This is a genomic window from Nesterenkonia pannonica, from assembly GCF_019575955.1.
In the GTDB taxonomy this organism is placed as follows: Bacteria; Actinomycetota; Actinomycetes; order Actinomycetales; family Micrococcaceae; genus Nesterenkonia; species Nesterenkonia pannonica.
On sequence record NZ_CP080575.1, the window covers coordinates 930,029 to 947,608 of the forward strand.

17 protein-coding genes are annotated in these 17,580 nt (G+C 57.7%); 14 read left to right on the forward strand and 3 right to left on the reverse strand.

What is annotated here, in order from left to right; translation table 11 throughout:
- The first annotated feature begins 49 nt into the window (after positions 1 to 49).
- From K0H76_RS06870 to K0H76_RS06885, 4 genes are all read left to right on the forward strand, one after another.
- Complete coding sequence (locus K0H76_RS06870) at positions 50 to 937, forward strand: hypothetical protein (RefSeq protein ID WP_258934903.1); 888 nt, start codon at positions 50 to 52, stop codon at positions 935 to 937.
- A 109-nt stretch (positions 938 to 1,046) separates the two neighbouring features.
- Positions 1,047 to 1,457, forward strand: coding sequence for a hypothetical protein (locus K0H76_RS06875; protein WP_258934904.1), 411 nt, complete (start codon positions 1,047 to 1,049; stop codon positions 1,455 to 1,457).
- A 618-nt stretch (positions 1,458 to 2,075) separates the two neighbouring features.
- Positions 2,076 to 2,786, forward strand: coding sequence for a hypothetical protein (locus K0H76_RS06880; RefSeq protein ID WP_258934905.1), 711 nt, complete (start codon positions 2,076 to 2,078; stop codon positions 2,784 to 2,786).
- Positions 2,783 to 3,358: a hypothetical protein gene (locus K0H76_RS06885; RefSeq protein ID WP_258934906.1), complete on the forward strand. Its 576-nt coding sequence runs from the start codon at positions 2,783 to 2,785 to the stop codon at positions 3,356 to 3,358. Before K0H76_RS06880 ends, K0H76_RS06885 begins: the two co-directional genes overlap by 4 nt.
- A gap of 233 nt (positions 3,359 to 3,591) precedes the next feature.
- Here the strand turns inward: K0H76_RS06885 and K0H76_RS06890 are convergent, their stop codons facing one another.
- Both K0H76_RS06890 and K0H76_RS06895 read right to left on the reverse strand, forming a co-directional pair.
- Positions 3,592 to 4,173, reverse strand: a complete 582-nt coding sequence (locus tag K0H76_RS06890) for an SGNH hydrolase domain-containing protein (protein WP_258934907.1) — start codon at positions 4,171 to 4,173, stop codon at positions 3,592 to 3,594.
- A 608-nt stretch (positions 4,174 to 4,781) separates the two neighbouring features.
- Complete coding sequence (locus K0H76_RS06895; RefSeq protein WP_258934908.1) at positions 4,782 to 5,450, reverse strand: acyltransferase; 669 nt, start codon at positions 5,448 to 5,450, stop codon at positions 4,782 to 4,784.
- A 408-nt stretch (positions 5,451 to 5,858) separates the two neighbouring features.
- Here K0H76_RS06895 and K0H76_RS06900 point away from each other — a divergent pair, with 408 nt between their 5' ends.
- The 10 genes from K0H76_RS06900 to K0H76_RS06945 all read left to right on the forward strand — a co-directional run bounded on the left by K0H76_RS06900 (position 5,859) and on the right by K0H76_RS06945 (position 16,893).
- Entirely contained in the window at positions 5,859 to 6,380 is a 522-nt protein-coding gene (locus K0H76_RS06900; protein ID WP_258934909.1) for a hypothetical protein, read from the forward strand.
- Positions 6,381 to 6,583: 203 nt separating this feature from the next.
- The gene (locus K0H76_RS06905; RefSeq protein ID WP_258934910.1) at positions 6,584 to 9,391 is read left to right on the forward strand and encodes a glycosyltransferase; all 2,808 of its coding nucleotides are present in this window, start codon (positions 6,584 to 6,586) and stop codon (positions 9,389 to 9,391) included.
- 643 nt (positions 9,392 to 10,034) lie between these two features.
- Positions 10,035 to 10,709: a hypothetical protein gene (locus K0H76_RS06910; protein WP_258934911.1), complete on the forward strand. Its 675-nt coding sequence runs from the start codon at positions 10,035 to 10,037 to the stop codon at positions 10,707 to 10,709.
- Between the two features lie 252 nt (positions 10,710 to 10,961).
- Positions 10,962 to 11,486: a hypothetical protein gene (locus K0H76_RS06915; protein WP_258934912.1), complete on the forward strand. Its 525-nt coding sequence runs from the start codon at positions 10,962 to 10,964 to the stop codon at positions 11,484 to 11,486.
- Positions 11,487 to 11,781: 295 nt separating this feature from the next.
- A complete protein-coding gene (locus K0H76_RS06920) occupies positions 11,782 to 11,928 on the forward strand; it encodes a hypothetical protein (protein WP_258934913.1) in 147 nt (48 codons plus the stop codon).
- 364 nt (positions 11,929 to 12,292) lie between these two features.
- Positions 12,293 to 12,910 carry a hypothetical protein gene (locus tag K0H76_RS06925; RefSeq protein ID WP_258934914.1) on the forward strand — a complete coding sequence of 206 codons (618 nt, stop codon included), beginning with the start codon at positions 12,293 to 12,295 and terminating at the stop codon, positions 12,908 to 12,910.
- The gene (locus K0H76_RS06930; RefSeq protein WP_258934915.1) at positions 12,861 to 13,577 is read left to right on the forward strand and encodes a hypothetical protein; all 717 of its coding nucleotides are present in this window, start codon (positions 12,861 to 12,863) and stop codon (positions 13,575 to 13,577) included. The genes K0H76_RS06925 and K0H76_RS06930 overlap by 50 nt, the downstream gene beginning before the upstream one ends.
- 66 nt (positions 13,578 to 13,643) lie before the next feature.
- Positions 13,644 to 14,366, forward strand: coding sequence for a 3-deoxy-manno-octulosonate cytidylyltransferase (locus K0H76_RS06935; protein WP_258934916.1), 723 nt, complete (start codon positions 13,644 to 13,646; stop codon positions 14,364 to 14,366).
- A gap of 799 nt (positions 14,367 to 15,165) precedes the next feature.
- Positions 15,166 to 15,705 (forward strand): hypothetical protein, encoded by a 540-nt coding sequence (locus tag K0H76_RS06940; protein ID WP_258934917.1) that lies wholly within the window; start codon positions 15,166 to 15,168, stop codon positions 15,703 to 15,705.
- A 249-nt stretch (positions 15,706 to 15,954) separates the two neighbouring features.
- Positions 15,955 to 16,893, forward strand: a complete 939-nt coding sequence (locus K0H76_RS06945; RefSeq protein WP_258934918.1) for a glycosyltransferase — start codon at positions 15,955 to 15,957, stop codon at positions 16,891 to 16,893.
- 88 nt (positions 16,894 to 16,981) lie between these two features.
- Here the strand turns inward: K0H76_RS06945 and K0H76_RS06950 are convergent, their stop codons facing one another.
- Positions 16,982 to 17,551 carry a hypothetical protein gene (locus tag K0H76_RS06950; RefSeq protein ID WP_258934919.1) on the reverse strand — a complete coding sequence of 190 codons (570 nt, stop codon included), beginning with the start codon at positions 17,549 to 17,551 and terminating at the stop codon, positions 16,982 to 16,984.
- Between the last annotated feature and the right edge of the window lie 29 nt (positions 17,552 to 17,580).

The following is a 17,580-nucleotide window of genomic DNA, read 5'->3' on the forward strand; positions in this document are numbered from 1 at the left end:
GATATTTTCCCGTCGCACCTCGAAAAACTCTACGCGACAAGAAGAGCTATTGGATGCCTCGGTCGACGAGTTCGCGGACCATTTGAATTTAGAGGAGTCTGAACACGGTGTCGTCACGGAAGAGGTGGCCATCGCTGAACTTGAGGGCCTTCGTCAAGAGGTTCTCGAGCTTCGAGAAGTTAACCAAGGACTTCAGGAAGAGCGCCGAAACCACTTGAGGGCATACCGCCGCCTCGCGGGAACCGCTCTAGAGCTTGATCCCAAAGAGCTCAAGTCGCATGTAGACGATCAATTGACTGCCGAGGCAGAGCGGGAGGTCCGACAGCAGGTGCGCCAGTCACGGCGAACCTTCAGGCAGCAGACGCGGCGCGATGACCGGACTTACGAGTCAGCATATCGACGTTTGGTCGCTTCGGCCTTGAAGGTTCGCCCTCGTGAAGTGAGTGAGATGATCGGTGCGGAATTGACTCCCGATAAGGAGAGGGAGCTCCGTGATTCCGCGTTGGAGAGGGCACATGCGTCACGCGCCAAGGGACGGCGTAAGTCGGGTCCTTACGAACTCGCCTACCGGCGGCTCGTTGCGTCGGCATTGAGGGTGCCTCCTAGTGAGGTACGCGAGATGATCGGTGCGGAACTGACTTCCGAGAAAGAAAAAGAGCTTCGAGGCCTCGTTAAGGAAGCCAACAAAACGGACCTCAGAGTTGCCAAGGAATCTGGCAAAGCCGACCTCAAGACTGTCAAGGAAGAAGCCCGTCAATACCGGCTGTCCTATCGGAGGCTCGCGGCGACAAGCATGGGGTCAAGCCCCGTGAGCTCGACGAGGTCCTTGGGGAGCATCTCATCACAGAAGAGACCCTTGCAGAGATGCAAGCGTCGGTTAAGCGATACCGTGCTGGCAATGAGCTCGTTCACCTTCTTGAACGTGGACACAACCTGACGGAAGCGATCGTAGGAGCTGTTCGATACATGGTCGCGGAGGGCGATCATGTACGTGCTGGGGATTAGCGCAGGCACTGCAACAGCAGTCATCCGTCAGTGGAGCGGGTTTGATCGGAGAGGCTCTGGTAGCTGCGGGTACCTTCCGCGATGAACTCGCCTGGGAGCGATTCTCCCAAGCGCCCAAGGGTGACGTTCTGAAATATGCCCCGGGTGAGTACCTCTTAGCAGCGGCTTGGAGTGCACCGAACGACATGGCCGCTTTCGCGCAGGGGATCTTCGATCATGCCGAGAACTACGATCTGCCAACGTGTGTCGACGTCCTTTCGGGTCTTCTCGCTGGCCGCACGTACGGGGACGCCGCTCGCTTCTATGAACTCGTGCGAGACCGTTTCAAGGGATCAAATGAGGAGGACGAAAACGATCTTAAGGAGCTCGAATGGTTGGGCCAATGGGCCCGCCAGGGAAACGAGCCGTCTGTGCCGGACGCGGTAGAGTCGGGGATGTTCCTTTCGCTGTGATGGCCTACAAGGCTCCGGACCGTGGGCGCGCATCCTCCAACATTGGGGACTACGTCCAAACCATTGCAGCATCGTCTCACGTGGTTCGGAGACAGGGTTTGGAATTTGTGGGGATGAAGAGCTTTCGCAGTCATTCAGGGCTCTGGCGGCACGCGTTCCTGCAGAAAGACAAGTTGAAGGGACCAAGAAACGCCTGCACCTTGTCACTATGAATAGGGACGCCTCGACCCTTGATCCAATTCCAAAAGACACGTGGACGTTAGCGTTTGGTTGGTATGCGCACAACCTCTTCGGTATGGGAAGGGACTTCCCCTTCCATGAGAATCTTAACCCGATTTTCATTTCGTTCCACATTAATCGACTGGATATGCTGACCCCTGAGGGTGTCGAGTACTTAAAAAACACTCTCCGATCGGCTGTCGTGATTGGAACACCGTCTACCTCTTGAAGGCAGCAGGTGTTCCCGCTTTCTTCTCGGGATGTTTGACGACTACCTCAGGTAATCTTTTCGGCCCGCAACCGACAGATCCGAGCAAGCCGGAGATTTACGTGGATACCAGAGCGCCGAGAGGCGTAGAGGAAATGACCCAGGCTTGGGACGCAGTCCGCGATGACAGTGTGGCGACCAACATCGCCGAAGCTGTCAAACTCATCGAGAATTACCAACGCGAGTATTCGAAAGTTACGAGTTCGCGTCTCCACTGTTACCTCCCCGCATGGGCAGCTGGAGTGAACGTAGAGTTCAGGCCCCGAAACTCGGCTGACATTCGCTTCAACGGGTTGCTTGACGCTGATGAGCAGGGTCGTAGGGAAATGCGTGACAGAATCAATTCGCTGCTCGATCAAATTCTGACTGTGATCGTAGACGGTGCTTCTAAAGACGAGGTGTACGAGGCGTGGCAGAAAATTTGCGCACCGGAAGTTGAAAAAGCAGACGTGCGATTCAGCTCAAGTGCAGCGCCTTTACCTGAACTCCCGTTCAACATGCAGGAGGTTGTTCGGTCCGTTAGCGAGAACATGAGGCACGATGCCGCGAGAGTTAATTCTCAAGGAGAGTCGGTCCACGTTGCCATCGCACTCGATGGGAACCTGAAGCACGAAGCTCAAGTCGTTGTGGAGGGAATGGTGAGTAATACCAAGCGACCCCTTCACGTATACGTGCTCTGCCGTGACCATTCTCAGAACGACATGGACGCAGTCGTTGACCTTTTCCCAGAAGTCGAATTCACGTGGATTCCGTGTGACTCTTTGGACTATGGCGAGATCACGGGGATGCTCTCTCACATCACCGTCTCAACTATGGACCGTTTGATGCTCCCGTACCTTTGAATGGTCTCGAGAAGGTCGTTTATCACGATATCGATGCGCTGGCAGTCGGTGACGTGGGTGACTTGTACGACACTGAGCTGGGTGACGCGCCGCTAGCAGCTCGCGATGCTGTCACGAGAACAGTTGTTAGTGGCTTTAGGACAGCATGGGCGTATGCGAAAAAGATGAGCGGCGACCCCGAACGTGCCAATGACTACCTACACCGGGTAGCGAAGCACCTGACGTACGACTTCCGGTCCTTCAACGCGGGAATCATGGTGCTCAACCTTGAGAAGATGCGCAGAGATGATTTCGGCCACCAGTACCTTCCCTGGGTCGCGGCATATGGCATAAATGACCAGCAGCTGCTCAACTGCTACGCGGGGAACACTCGGGTTGAGCTGGACCCTCGTTGGAATTCGCTCCCAACGCAGGAGCCGGTCGCAGACCCGCTTCTCATTCACTGGGCTGGTCATAGGAAGCCTTGGAAAGCGGGATACGTTGCGTGGAAGGGTGAGTGGCACGAGGCCGAGGCGCGTTTGGAGACTCGAAAGAGTTCCACAAGTGCAGGCCTGGAGACCATTGCGGCTTAGGCTTCCTAAAGGAACGCCAGGTAGCCTTTCCGTAACGAACTACAGTTCTTTACGGAAAGGCTTACCTATTTCCGCTAGTAGGGTTACATTGTTACTCTCGAATTCAACGGGGCTTGCGCAACTCGGTCGGTACTTCCGGGCTGGGTACCTTTCGGTCTCCGTGTGATTCTAGTCCTACGTCGTCTCGGGTTAATTGCTTGAAGGTTCGCCAGCTCTCGTGTAACGGATCCCTCTTAAAGCGCGTTTTCGAAAAGGTCTGGTTTCTCGCGCCGCAGAGCCTCTTCGAGCATCGGGGCCAGAGTCTCGACGTAGTACGTGGAGAGGTGGCTACCGTCCCGATAGACAGCGATGTTCCCAATGACCCCATCACACCTGCCTCGGGGGCAGACATAATCAGCCGTCAGATCCACGACCGCGGTGTTCTCAGGCAGGTGTGTGTTCTCCAACGGATTTGAGTCTTCAATCAAGTCCTCTTCGGGGCCGCACCCTTCAGACTCGTCTTCATCGGCTTCAGCAAGGCACTCATCCGCATCATCAACTGGTCGACCCGTGCCGCGCATGAGGACTAGCTCGGCTCCGGCACCTGATATTTCGTCCCAACGTTCAGGGGTCCCCGGTTCGATCACCTCCTCGGACTCAGCCAAGATGACCGTGCCAGGCGTCACCACAATGTCGGGTTGCCTATCCTCTACCACAGCGGGGAAGTTGCGGTTCCATTCTGCGCATTTGTCGTCGTCGGGGTTCTCCACGGAGCCGAAGCGGCAGCCGCTCTTGTCCGCCAGGATGACTTCCCATCCATACGCTTCACCCAACATGGCATACGCGTGATGCCACTGACCTGCGTGGGATCCCCTGCGAGCATGACGGTAGCGGTGGGATTCTCGGGGGCGTTCGGGTCCTCACATATTTCCACTTCGCCGGTACCCGGGTCGTCACCTGACTCCTGGCGGCAATCCCATCCGTAGTACATCGGCTCATCTCGGGAGAGCTCGCGCACATCCGGAAGGAAGTCGTCGCCCCGAAAAGGTCGTCCTCGCCGTCCACGATCGCCCGCGCGCCTGGGAACGCGTCTCTGTCCACCCCGGCCAGCGAATATCCCTCCGGAAGGGAGCTGTCCGGTGCGTCCCCTTCGTCCTCATCCTCATCGCCCCCTGGGAGGGGCGCTCCTGCGCTGGCGGAGCAGGCTGGCCGCCCGGAGTATCGACTGCCTGCGTGCTCACTGCCCATGTGAGAGCAGCGGCTGCGGCCAATAGGGCCGCAGCCGCCACAGCCACCAGCGCATTAGGAGAAGAAATCTCCGTACGCACCAGCGGCTGCTCCACAAGGCGGAACGTCAGCCAAGCCAGGAGGAAGGAAACTACCAGGAGGAAGGAGCCTCCCGTCCACGCCACGGACTCGTGATCCCGCAGCTCCAAGTAGAAGATCAGCAGCGGCCAGTGCCACAGGTACAAGCTGTATGCCAACGTTCCCACCCAGCCAATCGGAGGGTGCTGAGCAAATGCGCGACCGTTCCCCATCGTGCATGGTCCCCGGCCTCTGCGTCAGCGGAGAGGAGCACCAACGCCATGCCGAGCAGCGGCCACAGGGCCCACGGCCCAGGAAACACATTAGCCCCATCGAGCACAAAGCCAGACGAGACAACCAGTGCTAGTCCGGCCCATCCTGCTGTGTCACGCCACATCCTAGGAAGGTTGAGGCCAGATATGACCAGTGCCAGAATCCCGCCGAAAGCCAGCTCCCAGAAACGAGTCCTCGTCATCAGGTACGCCGCCTCCTGATGTGCATAGCCCATATAGATGCTGAAGACGAACGAGGTCACGAGGACAGCACCTGTGAGGGCGAACATCGCCGAGGCCGCCGACAGTCGCGTGCGATTCGCTACCATCACGGCAATGACGGCAACTAGGGGCCACACCAGAAAGAATTGCCCCTGGACTGACAGGGACCAGAAATGCTGAAACGGACTGCTGTCCGGCCCGGCAGCCTCGTATGCCAGCTGTGAGCTGATCAGCTCCACGTTCTGGACGTACAGCAGCGATGCTCGTGCCTCGGCGAAAAGCTGCTCCCATCGCGTCACCGGCAGGAGTGCCATCCCCACCAAGACGGTCGCACTGATAACCAAGACAGCGGGGGAAGCAGGCGCCGCACTAAGCGTCCGAGGTAGCGGGCCAAATCCACCTCCCCGCCGTTTTCAGCGGCCTCACGCAGCAACATCCCTGTGAACAGGAAGCCCGAGATCGCGAGGAAAATGTCAATGCCGCCCGATACGCGCCCCTCCCCGTAGAGGTGGAACATAACTACACCGAGGATCGCCAGACCACGTAGCCCATGAACCTCCGGGCGGTAATTGCGCGCGGGCACCTGCGGTCGCAGAAATGTCCTATTGCGCTTTTGCATGGATGTATCACCGGTCGAAGGCTGAAGGTTCGGCGCTGTCATGGTGCTGTTAGTCTGCCGGAAGTTGATTGCACATTCCTCATGTTGGCCCTTTGGAGAGAAAATGATCTTGGAGACCGCCAAGTTCGATTCGAACATCGTGATCGGCTGGTGCTACGAGTCCGACGGCGAGAACGCCCCAGCGGTTCTCGAGCTTCGGGTGGACGGGACCACCATCACCACGATCACTGCGGATAAACCATTCAACGCAGTCTACCCAGATAGCACGAGTAACAAACCCGTAGGATTTTCTGCGAAGCTACCGGCCTTCCTTCGGGATGGTCAGCCACATCGAGTAGAGCTGCTAGAAGCGGGCGGTCGCGCGCGACTGTCCAAAATCATCGAAGGTCCGGACTCCCGGGTCTCTATTGGTGACCAGATCTACGGCGAATACCATGGTTATGAGCGAGGCCTAGTGCGGGGCTGGCTTTGTCGCCGTGGCGAAACCCTGAAGCCCGTGCTCACCGTGGATGGCCAAGAAGTGGAGTGCGAGATCTACCTCGACCCCACACATCCACAGCGCGGGCAACACGGTTTCCAAGCGGCCATTCCCCAAAATTCTACGATGACGCTCATCATGAAATAGAACTCTGCGTTAACGCGGATGCTGGACGGCACGTGTTTGGTGGAGAGAGCGTCTCGCTACCCGCGGAGCGCCAAAAGATGCAATGGTGGCGGCGCAACCCCAAGCAGGAAGACACGATCATTGTCGAGTCTCTTAGGCTCTCTGGGACCGAGGTCATTCTTAGTCTCGTGGGACAGGTCCGTCACAAGAGAGTCGCCTTTCGTGTGGGTGAGCACCGGGCGGAACTGGAATTGGTTTCGGCGCCTGCCTCCGGCCGGGGTGGGGTGCGTTTTCTTGGGCAATACGTTGGTCAGCTTCCTGTGACTCTCACTGCGTTCACCACTTATGGCCTACACACACCGGGTGCATCCGTAGAGAGTACTTACGACTTGCGCCTGGGCGATTCGAGCGGTCGCCGACCTGACTACGCGCCTGGTGTTGTCACCGTCGCCCGCAGAGCAGCGCAAGGCATCTCAAACGAACTGTTGCCCACCCTCAACTATTGGGCGAGAGAGATTCGCCGCAACGGTTCCTCCCGGCTCACTTGGTTCTCCAGCCTGGCCAGAGAAACTCAATCTGAAGAGGCGCGGGACGTCCTTGCTATGGCTTCCACTGGTGGTCAGCATGATTACGCCTCACTTATGGAACTTCTTGAACTCGCTCGCTTGCGAAGTGAAGATAGCCGACTTCAAAGCGCTATGGCTGAGAGTATCTGGTTGCCGAGTCTATTCACGCTCGCTCAGGTGGTCTACAGCCAGCGGTTGGCTGCGCAGGACTTCGGCGACGTCTACTCGATCTACGAGTACATCAACCACACCTTCGGGCTCGAAGCCTTCACCAATGGCGTAGACCGTTCCTATTACGCAGATCTGTTAACGCAGCGGCGATTCACCGCCAAAGCTCGCGAAGTCCTTGACTACGAAGAAAGCAATGCAACGCGGGCTTATTCCCAGCGATACCTGGAGCTTAATACCCATAATACTAATCTGCGGAGCCCGGGTGAAAAGGCTTCTACTGAACAGTGGCTTCACCAGCTTAACGACATGCTCGACGAAGAGAACCTCGCCGGGATCCGAATAGAGACTGGTGCAGAGCCAGATTTTTATCAGCTCTCAAGTGAAGCTGAGGCAGCATCCCTAGTGTCGCCTGACCTGCCGCTTGTAACCGTGATAATGCCAATTTATGAGCCGAACGCCGCCACAGACGTAGCGATTCGCTCTTTGCTCGACCAAACTTGGCGTGATCTTGAGATCATCATTGTGGATGATGCGTCACCTCCCAAGGATGAGGATGGTAATCCGACGGCCTATCACGACCAGCTGCGACGATGGGCGGCGCAAGACGATCGAATAAGACTTGTCCTTTGCGAAGCAAACCGTGGTGCCTACTCGGTCCGCAATGACGCCTTTGAAATGGCGCGGGGAGATTTTGTCACGATAGCCGACAAGGACGACTGGCACCACCCTCAACGAATTGAGTTGCAGGCGCGGGAGCTGATGGATAACCCCACCAAGCATGCGAACATCGTGAACTGGGCCCGAGTCGACGAAGACATGATGTTCCAGATTCGATGGGGTCCAGACCGCGTCATTCATCCTAGCTTTGCCTGCATCATGTTCCGACGGGACGAAGTCATGGAGAAGCTCGGTTACTGGGACCCTATTCGAAAGTCCGCTGACAACGAGTACCGGAAACGGTACGAATTGGTCTTCGGACAGAAACTTAAGCCGCTGATCAATGCGCCCATGGCGTTCTCCCTCCTAGGAGATGACAACCTTACAAGTTCCGACTTCGGGCTCGGGTACCGTCATCCGGATCGTGAGGTTTACCAATGGGCCTATAGCTACTGGCACACCGAGATTCAGCGGGGACGAGCGGCACGGCTTCTTCCTGAAGAAGAGCGAGCGTTCTATTCACCGTCTTCTTTCCGGCCCGAGCGTCGAAAGGACGAACTCTCGCATTTCGATATCGTGTTCGTATCTGAGTTCGGACTCTTGGGCGGACCCGCACTGACTATGCGCCGTCAGATCGATGCAGCTGCTCGCGCAGGAATGAAAGTCGGTATTATGCCTTTGCAAGGCGGATTGTATGCTGCTGCGTCGAAGCGTCGCCTTGCCCCTGAGATAGAGGAAGCTTGGCGGCTGGGGACCGTCGAGTGGGTTACATGGAACACCACCGCCACTGCCGCGCACCTCGTTCTCGCATGGCCGAGCGCCATGGAGCTAAAACCTGGGGCGCCGACGGGTATTCAGCCCCAACGTGTGACGATCGTCGCCAGCCAGTTCCCGACTCTCCCGCACGGCGGGGAGCGCAATTACAGTGTCCAACGCGTCAATCGCAACGTGGCGAACACATTCGGCGTCGTCCCAGTCTGGGCTGGTCAGGGCCCTGTCGTTGAGGAAGCCTTACGTGAGCTCCTCAGTACCACAGGCGTACATACTCAACTTTGGCGAACGCCTGTATTGGCCCCTGACCCAGACTCTCGCCAGGAACGACGGGCAACGCGTGCGGTGGTGGGACGCGTCCTTGATGAAGAAGAGCGGCACTGGCCGCACCCGGATATCATTCGTGACGCGTACCCCGAGGACCAACTTTTCGAGATCTCGTTGTTGAGCAGCGTGCAAATACTGCAGAACCGGGGCGTCCTGCCCAAGGAACGCCTCCCGTCGAACTGGTCTGTAGTGCCACCCGAGATGGTTCCCTACGACGAGTACCTGCGGTCTCTCGATTTCCTGGTGCACTACGTGAACACTCCCTGGGACCCCTACATAGAGCCGACGCTTGTTCGGGCCCTTGAGCTGGGGGTGGTGTGTATCTTGCACCCAGCGATGAAGCCTGTTTATGGCGACGCGGCTCTTTACGCCGCCCCCGGCAGAACTCACTCTCTACTCCGGTCGTACTGGGATGATCCTCACGCTATGCGAACCCAACAAAGGTGTGGGTGGGATTTCATCGCGACGCAACCTGCAGCAGCCGATTATGCGGAGCGACTTGTAGCTCTTTCACCAAGGTCTAAGGATGAGGAGAAGTAATCGTTATGGCGTTGCCCGAAGTGATTAAGCTTCGAACCTGGTCGGCCTCGAAAGTGCAAGGAGTTTTGAAGCAAGACGAAGTTGAAAACTTTCAGAGATATGCAACACGTGCTGCTCGCAATGAAGAACTGAATAGAGTGGCTCTGCGATGTATGCGGCAGGAGAAGTCTCCATTTTTCCATCCTTTTACAGGAAATCCAGTTCCCTGTCGCGGCTCCCTCAGTCATGAGAACACATATAATATAGTGGCGTTCGGTCACGGTGACGAACTCGTCTTTGTAATCCAGCGTGTTTCATCGATCGAGGCTCTTTATTTTCCTCGGCGGAACCTTCTCATCTCATTTCGGTTGCACCAAGATCATATTGAGAAGCTATTTTCCGAAATAAAGTTTGAAAAGTTTCCCTTGAAAGAGGGTCGTGAGTTCGCTGGTTTTATCCTCTCTCACCACCGACCTTATCACTTATTCTATGATGTACTTCCGGCATTTACTGATATAGACCGATCTTGGGAGGGGTCGGCAGAAGTTCGTCAAGACGTCGAACTTGTTCAGCTCCAAGGGGTGACTACCTTCCGCTCAACTCGCTCTATCCTGAGTATGCGAGCTACACGGCGTCGACGGTTTTCCTAAATCATCGAACGAAGTTGCGAGATCAGTACTATTTCAAAGTTGGATATTTCGGCCTCCATGACGAGGCGCACGAAGCGAGTATTGAGCGCTTCGATGAGTTCGTGCTTAGTTCGCGGATCCTTAGACACGATGTCCAGGAATCGCCTTCGAGGGCGGGAACGTTGACGCTCGCTGTTGACGTCTCCGATGAGAAGGGTACTTGGACAACACTTGAGAGGGATCTTCCACGCGTAGTTCGGCGCCTGGGTGAGCAACTCGAGAGGGAAGTCGAAGTACTGCTGGACGGCTGGACTCTGCCTCACACGCCAGGCACTCGGGACCTAAGGCGGGTCCGTGAAGAGAAGAAGGTAGCCGATGCGCTTAGGGAGCGTCTCCAGGAGGTCGCTGCGCGTGTAGAACTCCTCGTGGGTGCCAGCCCTCGGGATAAGATCCAGCGGTTAGCGGGGGCGGATGTTTTCCTTTCTCGCTACGGCACGGGGTCTATGTTTGTGTCACGTATGCTTCGCCGCCCAGGTGTCGTTCATCACAGCGGCCTGGCGAACTACGAAGACATACATATTCAGGGTCCTAAGGTAGAAGTACTCGTTGGCGAACCTGACGCTAAGGAACCAGGCAAGAGGGTTCACACCGTGTCGTACGACTTAAGCTGGGAAGATGTCGTTGAGCGACTCCTTGCGGTGCTCCGTTAACTGGCCCCCAGGTCTCATTCAGCTACTACTGATCTGATGACTGTAGTGAATAATCGCGAGCAGGTTGACTGGGAACCAGTGACTATAGCTGGCACTTCTCACGTTTTGCGCTGGCGGACCGGCACGAAGTACGGCCAAGTCGCAGCCCCTCGCCGTCGGATCAAGAGATGGCACGCTAAGAGGGGCCAGAAGTTTGCGACTGATTTCTTCCTTTGCGAAGACTTCGCCAACAAAGATGTGCCTACATTACTCGTGGTCCCCGACTTCCGCTTGGGCAACGCAACCCTTATTGATGGTAGCGAAGACGAGGCGGATACACGTGTACATCGAGATCTTATCACCCCAGAGAACGATCGTGCCCTGCGGGATGAATCCATATCTTGGTTGCGCGAAATAAGGAATAGAAACCCTAGCTGTCGATTCCTTTTCTGGTCACTAGCCGGACGCGAAGCCATGAATCGTGCGGCCGGTAAATACCAAGAGTCGGGCAACTACCAACACCCGGTGTGGAATCTGCACGAGGTGGAGCAGGAATTCGGCGATCAGGTGCTCGGCATGCGTGAGGTCATCCTGCGGTCAGAGTGCCACCTCCTCTACAGTGATGATTCCCTCCACCCCTCTTGGGTGGGCCTGGAACTGCTGCGCCGCGTCGTGGATCAGCCCAGCACGCCAATGATTACCCTCTTCCAGGAAATCCTGGATGTAGTCACTCGCCCGGTGATCCGCTATCCCCGCGACACAGTTCTCACGGGGACTCCGTATGGATCAAGCGATTGAGGCAACAGGTCGAGAACGGGCTGGTCGGGCTAGGACCCAATGTGATCCTCGCGAAGCCCAGGGAGTTCGACCAGAACAGTAATCATGACGTCGTGTGGGTTTCGGAGTATGACCAAGAGGACGTCCACGGGTTTGCCGATGATCTTCCGGAACGACTGGAAACCGTAGCTACTGGCGACCACATTGCACACGTCTTTCTGTGGGAGACGCGCGCTAAAGCCGCCAAGCGAGAGCCTGCGGAGACCACGGCTAACGGTATGAACGAACTCCATGTTCCACGCCACTGGAGCCCTACGTGCTCACTGAACCCAGCAAAAGTGACCGCTACATCCAGCGCCAGCACATCGAAAGCTCCGCGGCAGCGCACCCCAGCATCGATGGGGTGATCAAAGTTGTTGAGCTCACCGGCGGCTTTACAGGACGAGAGCCGCTGACCCTGTAGTACTCTCCAAGGTGCAGGATCAGACTTCTACACATTCAGATTGGCTCCACCGTGATCTTTTGGACTGCACCTTCCGCGACGGCGGGTACTACAACGCGTGGGACTTCCCCGAGAGCACCGTCCTGGATTATTTGGACGCTATGAACGACAGCGGCGTTGATGTAATTGAGTTGGGGTTCCGTTCGTTGAAGAAGACGGGCTTTGCAGGGGCGGCGTCGTACACAACAGACGACTACCTCCGAGGATTGCCGCTGCCGGAAGGCCTCACCGTCGGGGTCATGGTGAACGCCGCCGAACTCGTCGGAGAGGTGGCGCAGCACGAAGTGCTAGAGCGGCTCTTCCCGCGGAGGAGAAGGAATCCCCTGTGGGGCTCGTTCGCATTGCGAGCCACGTGCACGAATTTGAGAAGGCGCTGCCCGCCGTCACGTGGCTCAAAGACAAGGGCTACAAGGTCGGCTTCAATCTGATGCAGGTGGCGGATCGCAACGAAGACGAGATCAAGCATCTCGCTCGGCAAGCGGCCAAGTACCCGATGGACGTGCTCTACTTCGCCGACAGCTTCGGCTCTATGACCCCCGAGCAGGCCGCGCAGATCATCCAATGGATGCGGACCGAATGGGATGGACCCATGGGCATCCATACCCACGAGAACATGGGCCTCGCACTCTCCAATGTGCTTCGCGCGCTCGATGAAGGCGTCACCTGGGTGGACTCCACTATGACGGGAATGGGACGCGGTCCCGGTAACGCCCGGACCGAAGAAGTCGCCATCGAAGTGGCTGCCCGTCGCGGCCAGGAGTTGAACTTGGTGCCGCTTATGGCCCTCATTCGAAACCATTTTAAACCCCTCCAGGAGCATTACGGTTGGGGAACCAACTCCTACTATTACCTCGCTAAGCAAGTACGGAATTCACCCCACCTACATTCAAACGATGCTCGCCGATTCGCGGTACGACGAAGAGGACGTTCTCTCGGTCATTGACCACCTCCGGCGTGAAGGCGGAAAGAAGTACAACGCCACCACGTTGGAGCACGCGCGTCACTTCTATGGCAAGGAACCTCAGGGAACGTGGAGCCCGGCAGAGGTCTTCGAGGACCGGGACGTGCTGCTCCTGGGAGCAGGTCCGGCCGTGGGCAAGCATCAGCACGCCATCGAAACGTTTATTCGCAACCACAAGCCGGTTGTCGTGGCACTGAACACGCAGATGGGCGTTTCACCGGACCTGATCGACCTGCGTGTAGCGTCCCACCCAGTACGGCTGCTGGCCGACGGTGCCAAGCACGCAGCACTGCCACAGCCGCTCATTGCCCCACTATCCATGCTTCCTGATGAGGTTCGGCAGACGCTGGAGGGCCAGAACGTCTTCGACTTCGGCCTCGTCGTAGATGCGGGACGGGTGGAGTTCGGCGACCGCTACTGCATCATGCCGAGCTCATTAGTGGTAAACTACGCGCTGGCCGCCGCAGCATCGGGTCGAGCCCAGCGTGTATTCCTTGCAGGCTTCGACGGGTACGGTGCAGGTGACCCGCGAGATCAGGAGATGCAGAGCCTGATGGAGTCCTATCAATCCCACACGGACTCCCTGCCGCTGACTGCGATCACCCCGACCCAGTACGGCATACATACAGAGTCCGTGTACGCCCTCTGAACTGGGATCCAGTCTCTGCAGAATACTTTCAGCGAACCTAAGAGGTAGTAAGTGCGAAGCGTTGCCATGATCCCCGCTCGATACGGGTCCAGCCGATACCCCGGCAAGCCTCTAGTACCTCTGCTTGGCAAGCCCATGGTGCTCTGGGTGGCAGAGCTTTCTGCCAAAGCCCTCGGCGCTGACAATGTGTATGTAGCCACTGAGGATGAGCGCATTGCTAGTCAGGTCGAGGACGCCGGGTTCAACGCTGTAATGACTGGTGACAACCTCACCGGAACTGACCGCCTTGCCGAAGCCGCCGTGAAGATCGACGCGGACATTTTCATCAACGTGCAGGGTGACGAACCCCTCGCGTTCCCCGAGGACATCATTAAGGTTCGGGACGCCAAGATGAGTCATATGGACGACATCATCAACGGCTACGCCTGGATCAGCGGAGACGAGGATCCACACAGCGTCAATATCCCGAAGGTCATCTCCAACGAACGTGACGAGATGGTGTACATGTCCCGAGTGGCGTTGCCCGGTTACAAGGACCAGGAGAATGCGCCTGCCAGGTACAAGAAGCAAGTCTGCATCTATGCATTCACCCGTGAAGAGCTTGCCGCCTTCCGAGAGTTCGGTCGTAAGAGCACACTGGAGCACAGCGAAGACATCGAGATTCTGCGCTTCCTAGAGCTCGGCAAGACGATTCGCATGGTGGAGACTCAACCCGGAAGCCTCGCCGTGGACGTTCCCGAAGACGTCGTCAAGGTGGAAGCCGCGCTGGCTGCCGCGGGGAGAGCATGAGCCCCAAACAAAGACCTCCGAAAGTGCTGAAGCTTTGGGAGTGGGATGCGACGCGGTTGGGGAGATACTTCAGCGCGCCTGAAATCTCTCAGCTCGAGCGTTACGCCACCAGGTCTCACCGTGACCAGGAGATTCGTGAAATGGCGACTCGCTGCGTGAATGGTGAGAAACGGCCGTTTCGTCACCCACTGACCGGCGTTGCCGCAAACTGTTATGACTCATTCAACCAGGAAAACCTGTATCAGGCCCTCGCTATTGACGACGGAACTGAGCCGGTATACATCATCCAGCGGCTTTCCTCCCTCGACGCGTTCTACTTCCCAGCCCGAGACCTAGTCGTCAGCTTTCGCCTTCAGGACAGTCACGTAGCAGAGCTCTTCGGAGCGGTAGATCTGGCCAAGCGCCGACGCAAGAGTGTGCACCATTTCGCTGGCTTCATACTGGCGCACCATAGGCCTTACCACTACTTCTATGATGTCCTTCCGGCGTTCAACGACATTGACGCTTCGTGGGAGAAGGAGAACGAACACAAGAGGGCCGTGGATCTGATCCAGCTCCAGGGTGGCGACTATCTGCCGCTGAATGTGCTGTATCCGGACTACACGTCGTACACCTCGAACGCCGAGTACTTGAACCACTCTGCCCAGCTCCAAAGAAGTTCCACTTCAAAATCGGCTACTCCGGAGCGCAGGAGCCTGCTCAGCAGGAAGCAATCAAACGGTTTGACCACATGGTCAGAGCGTCCAACCTGCGCAGCCTCACCAGAGGCCGCGGTGGAGCGGAGAGCCCGGACATCACCTTGGCTTTTGACATCTCCAATGAGAAGGGGACGTGGAGGACGCTTCGCGAGGATATTCCGAGGATCGTTCAACGCGTCGCCCATCGGATGGGTGCGGACGTTTACGTGCTCCTTGACGGGTGGACTCTGCCCCACACGCCACGTCCGAACGATCTGGACCGGCTCCGGGGTGAGAGGAGGCGCTTTGGGGCAGTCAGGCGCCGCCTTGAGGGTATTTCCTCGGGCACAGAAGCTTTGGTCGGTGCGAGCCCATCCGACAAGCTGAGACGCCTGGGCGACGCTGACGCATTCGTTTCCCGCTACGGAACGGGCTCGATGTTGGCCTCACGCATCCTTGAGCTGCCCGGCGTCGTGCATCACAGCGGCTTGGGGCGTTACGAAGAGATACACATGCAGGGTCCGAATGTAGCCACCATGGTCGGCGAGCCCAAACACGAAACCGTCCGCGAAAAAGAAGCGAACAACGTGCCCTATGACCTGGATTGGGAACGGGTCACTGAGCTTCTTCTCAACATACTGGAGGCGCGGCGTGCGGGCTGATCAGTATCTGCTCCGTGGTCGGCTCTTCGACCAGTATTTGAAACAGGCCAGTTCACAAGGCCTGGCGCTTGAGCGGACGGCTCTGCGCAGCGAGTCGCTCCATATGCGTGAACTGCTGTCCTATGCCGCCGTTTATGGAAACCTGAGCTTCAGTGAGCTCAAGACCTGTCTGCTCAGCAATCGGTTGAGCGCCTACTCAGTGGATCCGCTCCCCTGGGAAGACTGGCACATGCGGTCGCGCTCAATCCTGTGCAGCCAGACGATCTCGCATTCGCGACCAGGGCGCTCGAGCTCGTGACCCCGGAGTTAGTGCGTCTAGGCGAGGCGCGCCGGTACAACAAGCTCCTCGCTGACCTTTACTTTGAGCAGCAGCGCTTCTCGGACCTGGAGAGCTTGGCGAACTCACGGGGAGATATAAAGACCCACTTCTTTAGCTATCTGCCGACGGACGCCCGGAGCCCGTTCGTGCGCGACGACCTCGGTCCCGGTGCCTATGACAACTGGCTGGAACGGTTCAACCGGCAGTTCACCCGCAACGATTTATTGCCGGTCCGTCTTGAGGCCGGAGAACAGGTCCCTTTCAACCGTCTTACGGCGCCCCCGGTGCAGGGTCCTCAGCCGGAGGGTCCCTTGGTGACAGTCATTATGACCAGCTTCAAGCCGCCGCGAGAGGACATCCTGCAGTCGGCGCGGTCTATCCTGGCGCAGAGCTGGCGGAACCTCGAACTGCTCATCGTGGACGACGCCTCGCCTGAGGAGTACGGCCCTGTTCTTGACGAGCTTGAGGCCCTAGACCCTCGTCTGCAGGTCTTGCGACTGGATACGAACGGTGGCACGTACGTGGCTCGAAACGTGGGGATCGCGCGAGCTCGCGGAGAGTTCGTCACGGGTCAGGACGCAGATGATTGGTCTCACCCGCAGCGCCTCGAAACACAGGTCAACCACTTGCTGCGCAACCCTCGCCGCCCCGGCAACCAGGTCTACACGGTGAATATGACTGAAGATCTGGTGCGCGTTAGGCGGGGTTACACCCCTTCATACCGAGCGCGCCGACTCTCATGGTTCGAACCCGGATCCTGCGGGAAGTGGGCGGCTACCTCACGGCTCGTAAGGCTGCCGACAACGAACTGCGCGACCGGGTTTCGGCATACAGCGGCAGCCCGGTCTACGCCATCCAAGAACCCCTGATCTTCATGAGGATCCTGCCTGAGTCTCTCTCGAGGGCCGATTTTCGTCCCGGATGGCAGCACCCGGCGCGACGAGCCTTCTGGAGCGCTTACAAGACCTGGCACCGTTCATCCGACCCTCGCGATCTCCGAGCCGAGGCTTCTAGTGCGAACCCGATCCCGTGCCTTATCGATTCACTCTGCCCCCACAGGAGCGAGAGAATCTGGACGTCGTCTACGCTGCTGACTGGTGCGAAACCGGTGAGACGCAGGCTGCGGCCGCAGAGGAGATCGAGCAGCTCGTAGCCGCCGGGTTTCGCGTCGGCCTGTTCCACCTCGAGAACGCACGACATCTCTCCGAATATGCTCGTACCTTCTCGATGCAGTTTCAGCAGATGATCACTTCGGGCAAGGTCACCCACGTACTCGCGGACGAGGACTACTACAATGTCGAGCTCGTGGTCCTCCGGCAAGCAGCGCTGCTGCAGTTCATGCCCAAGGGAAAGAGCCTGTGGAAGCCTCGGGAACTTGCGGTCATCGGCAATGAGACACCAGTCGATAGTGAGTTCTACAACATACGGTACGTTCCGGAAGACTGCGCTGAGCACGCCGCTGAGTTCTTCGGTGTCAGACCTGTCTGGTGTCCCGAGGGTGACGATGTCAGAGTCGCTCTTGACCAATGTCTTCCAGAGGAAGAGATTTCCACCGA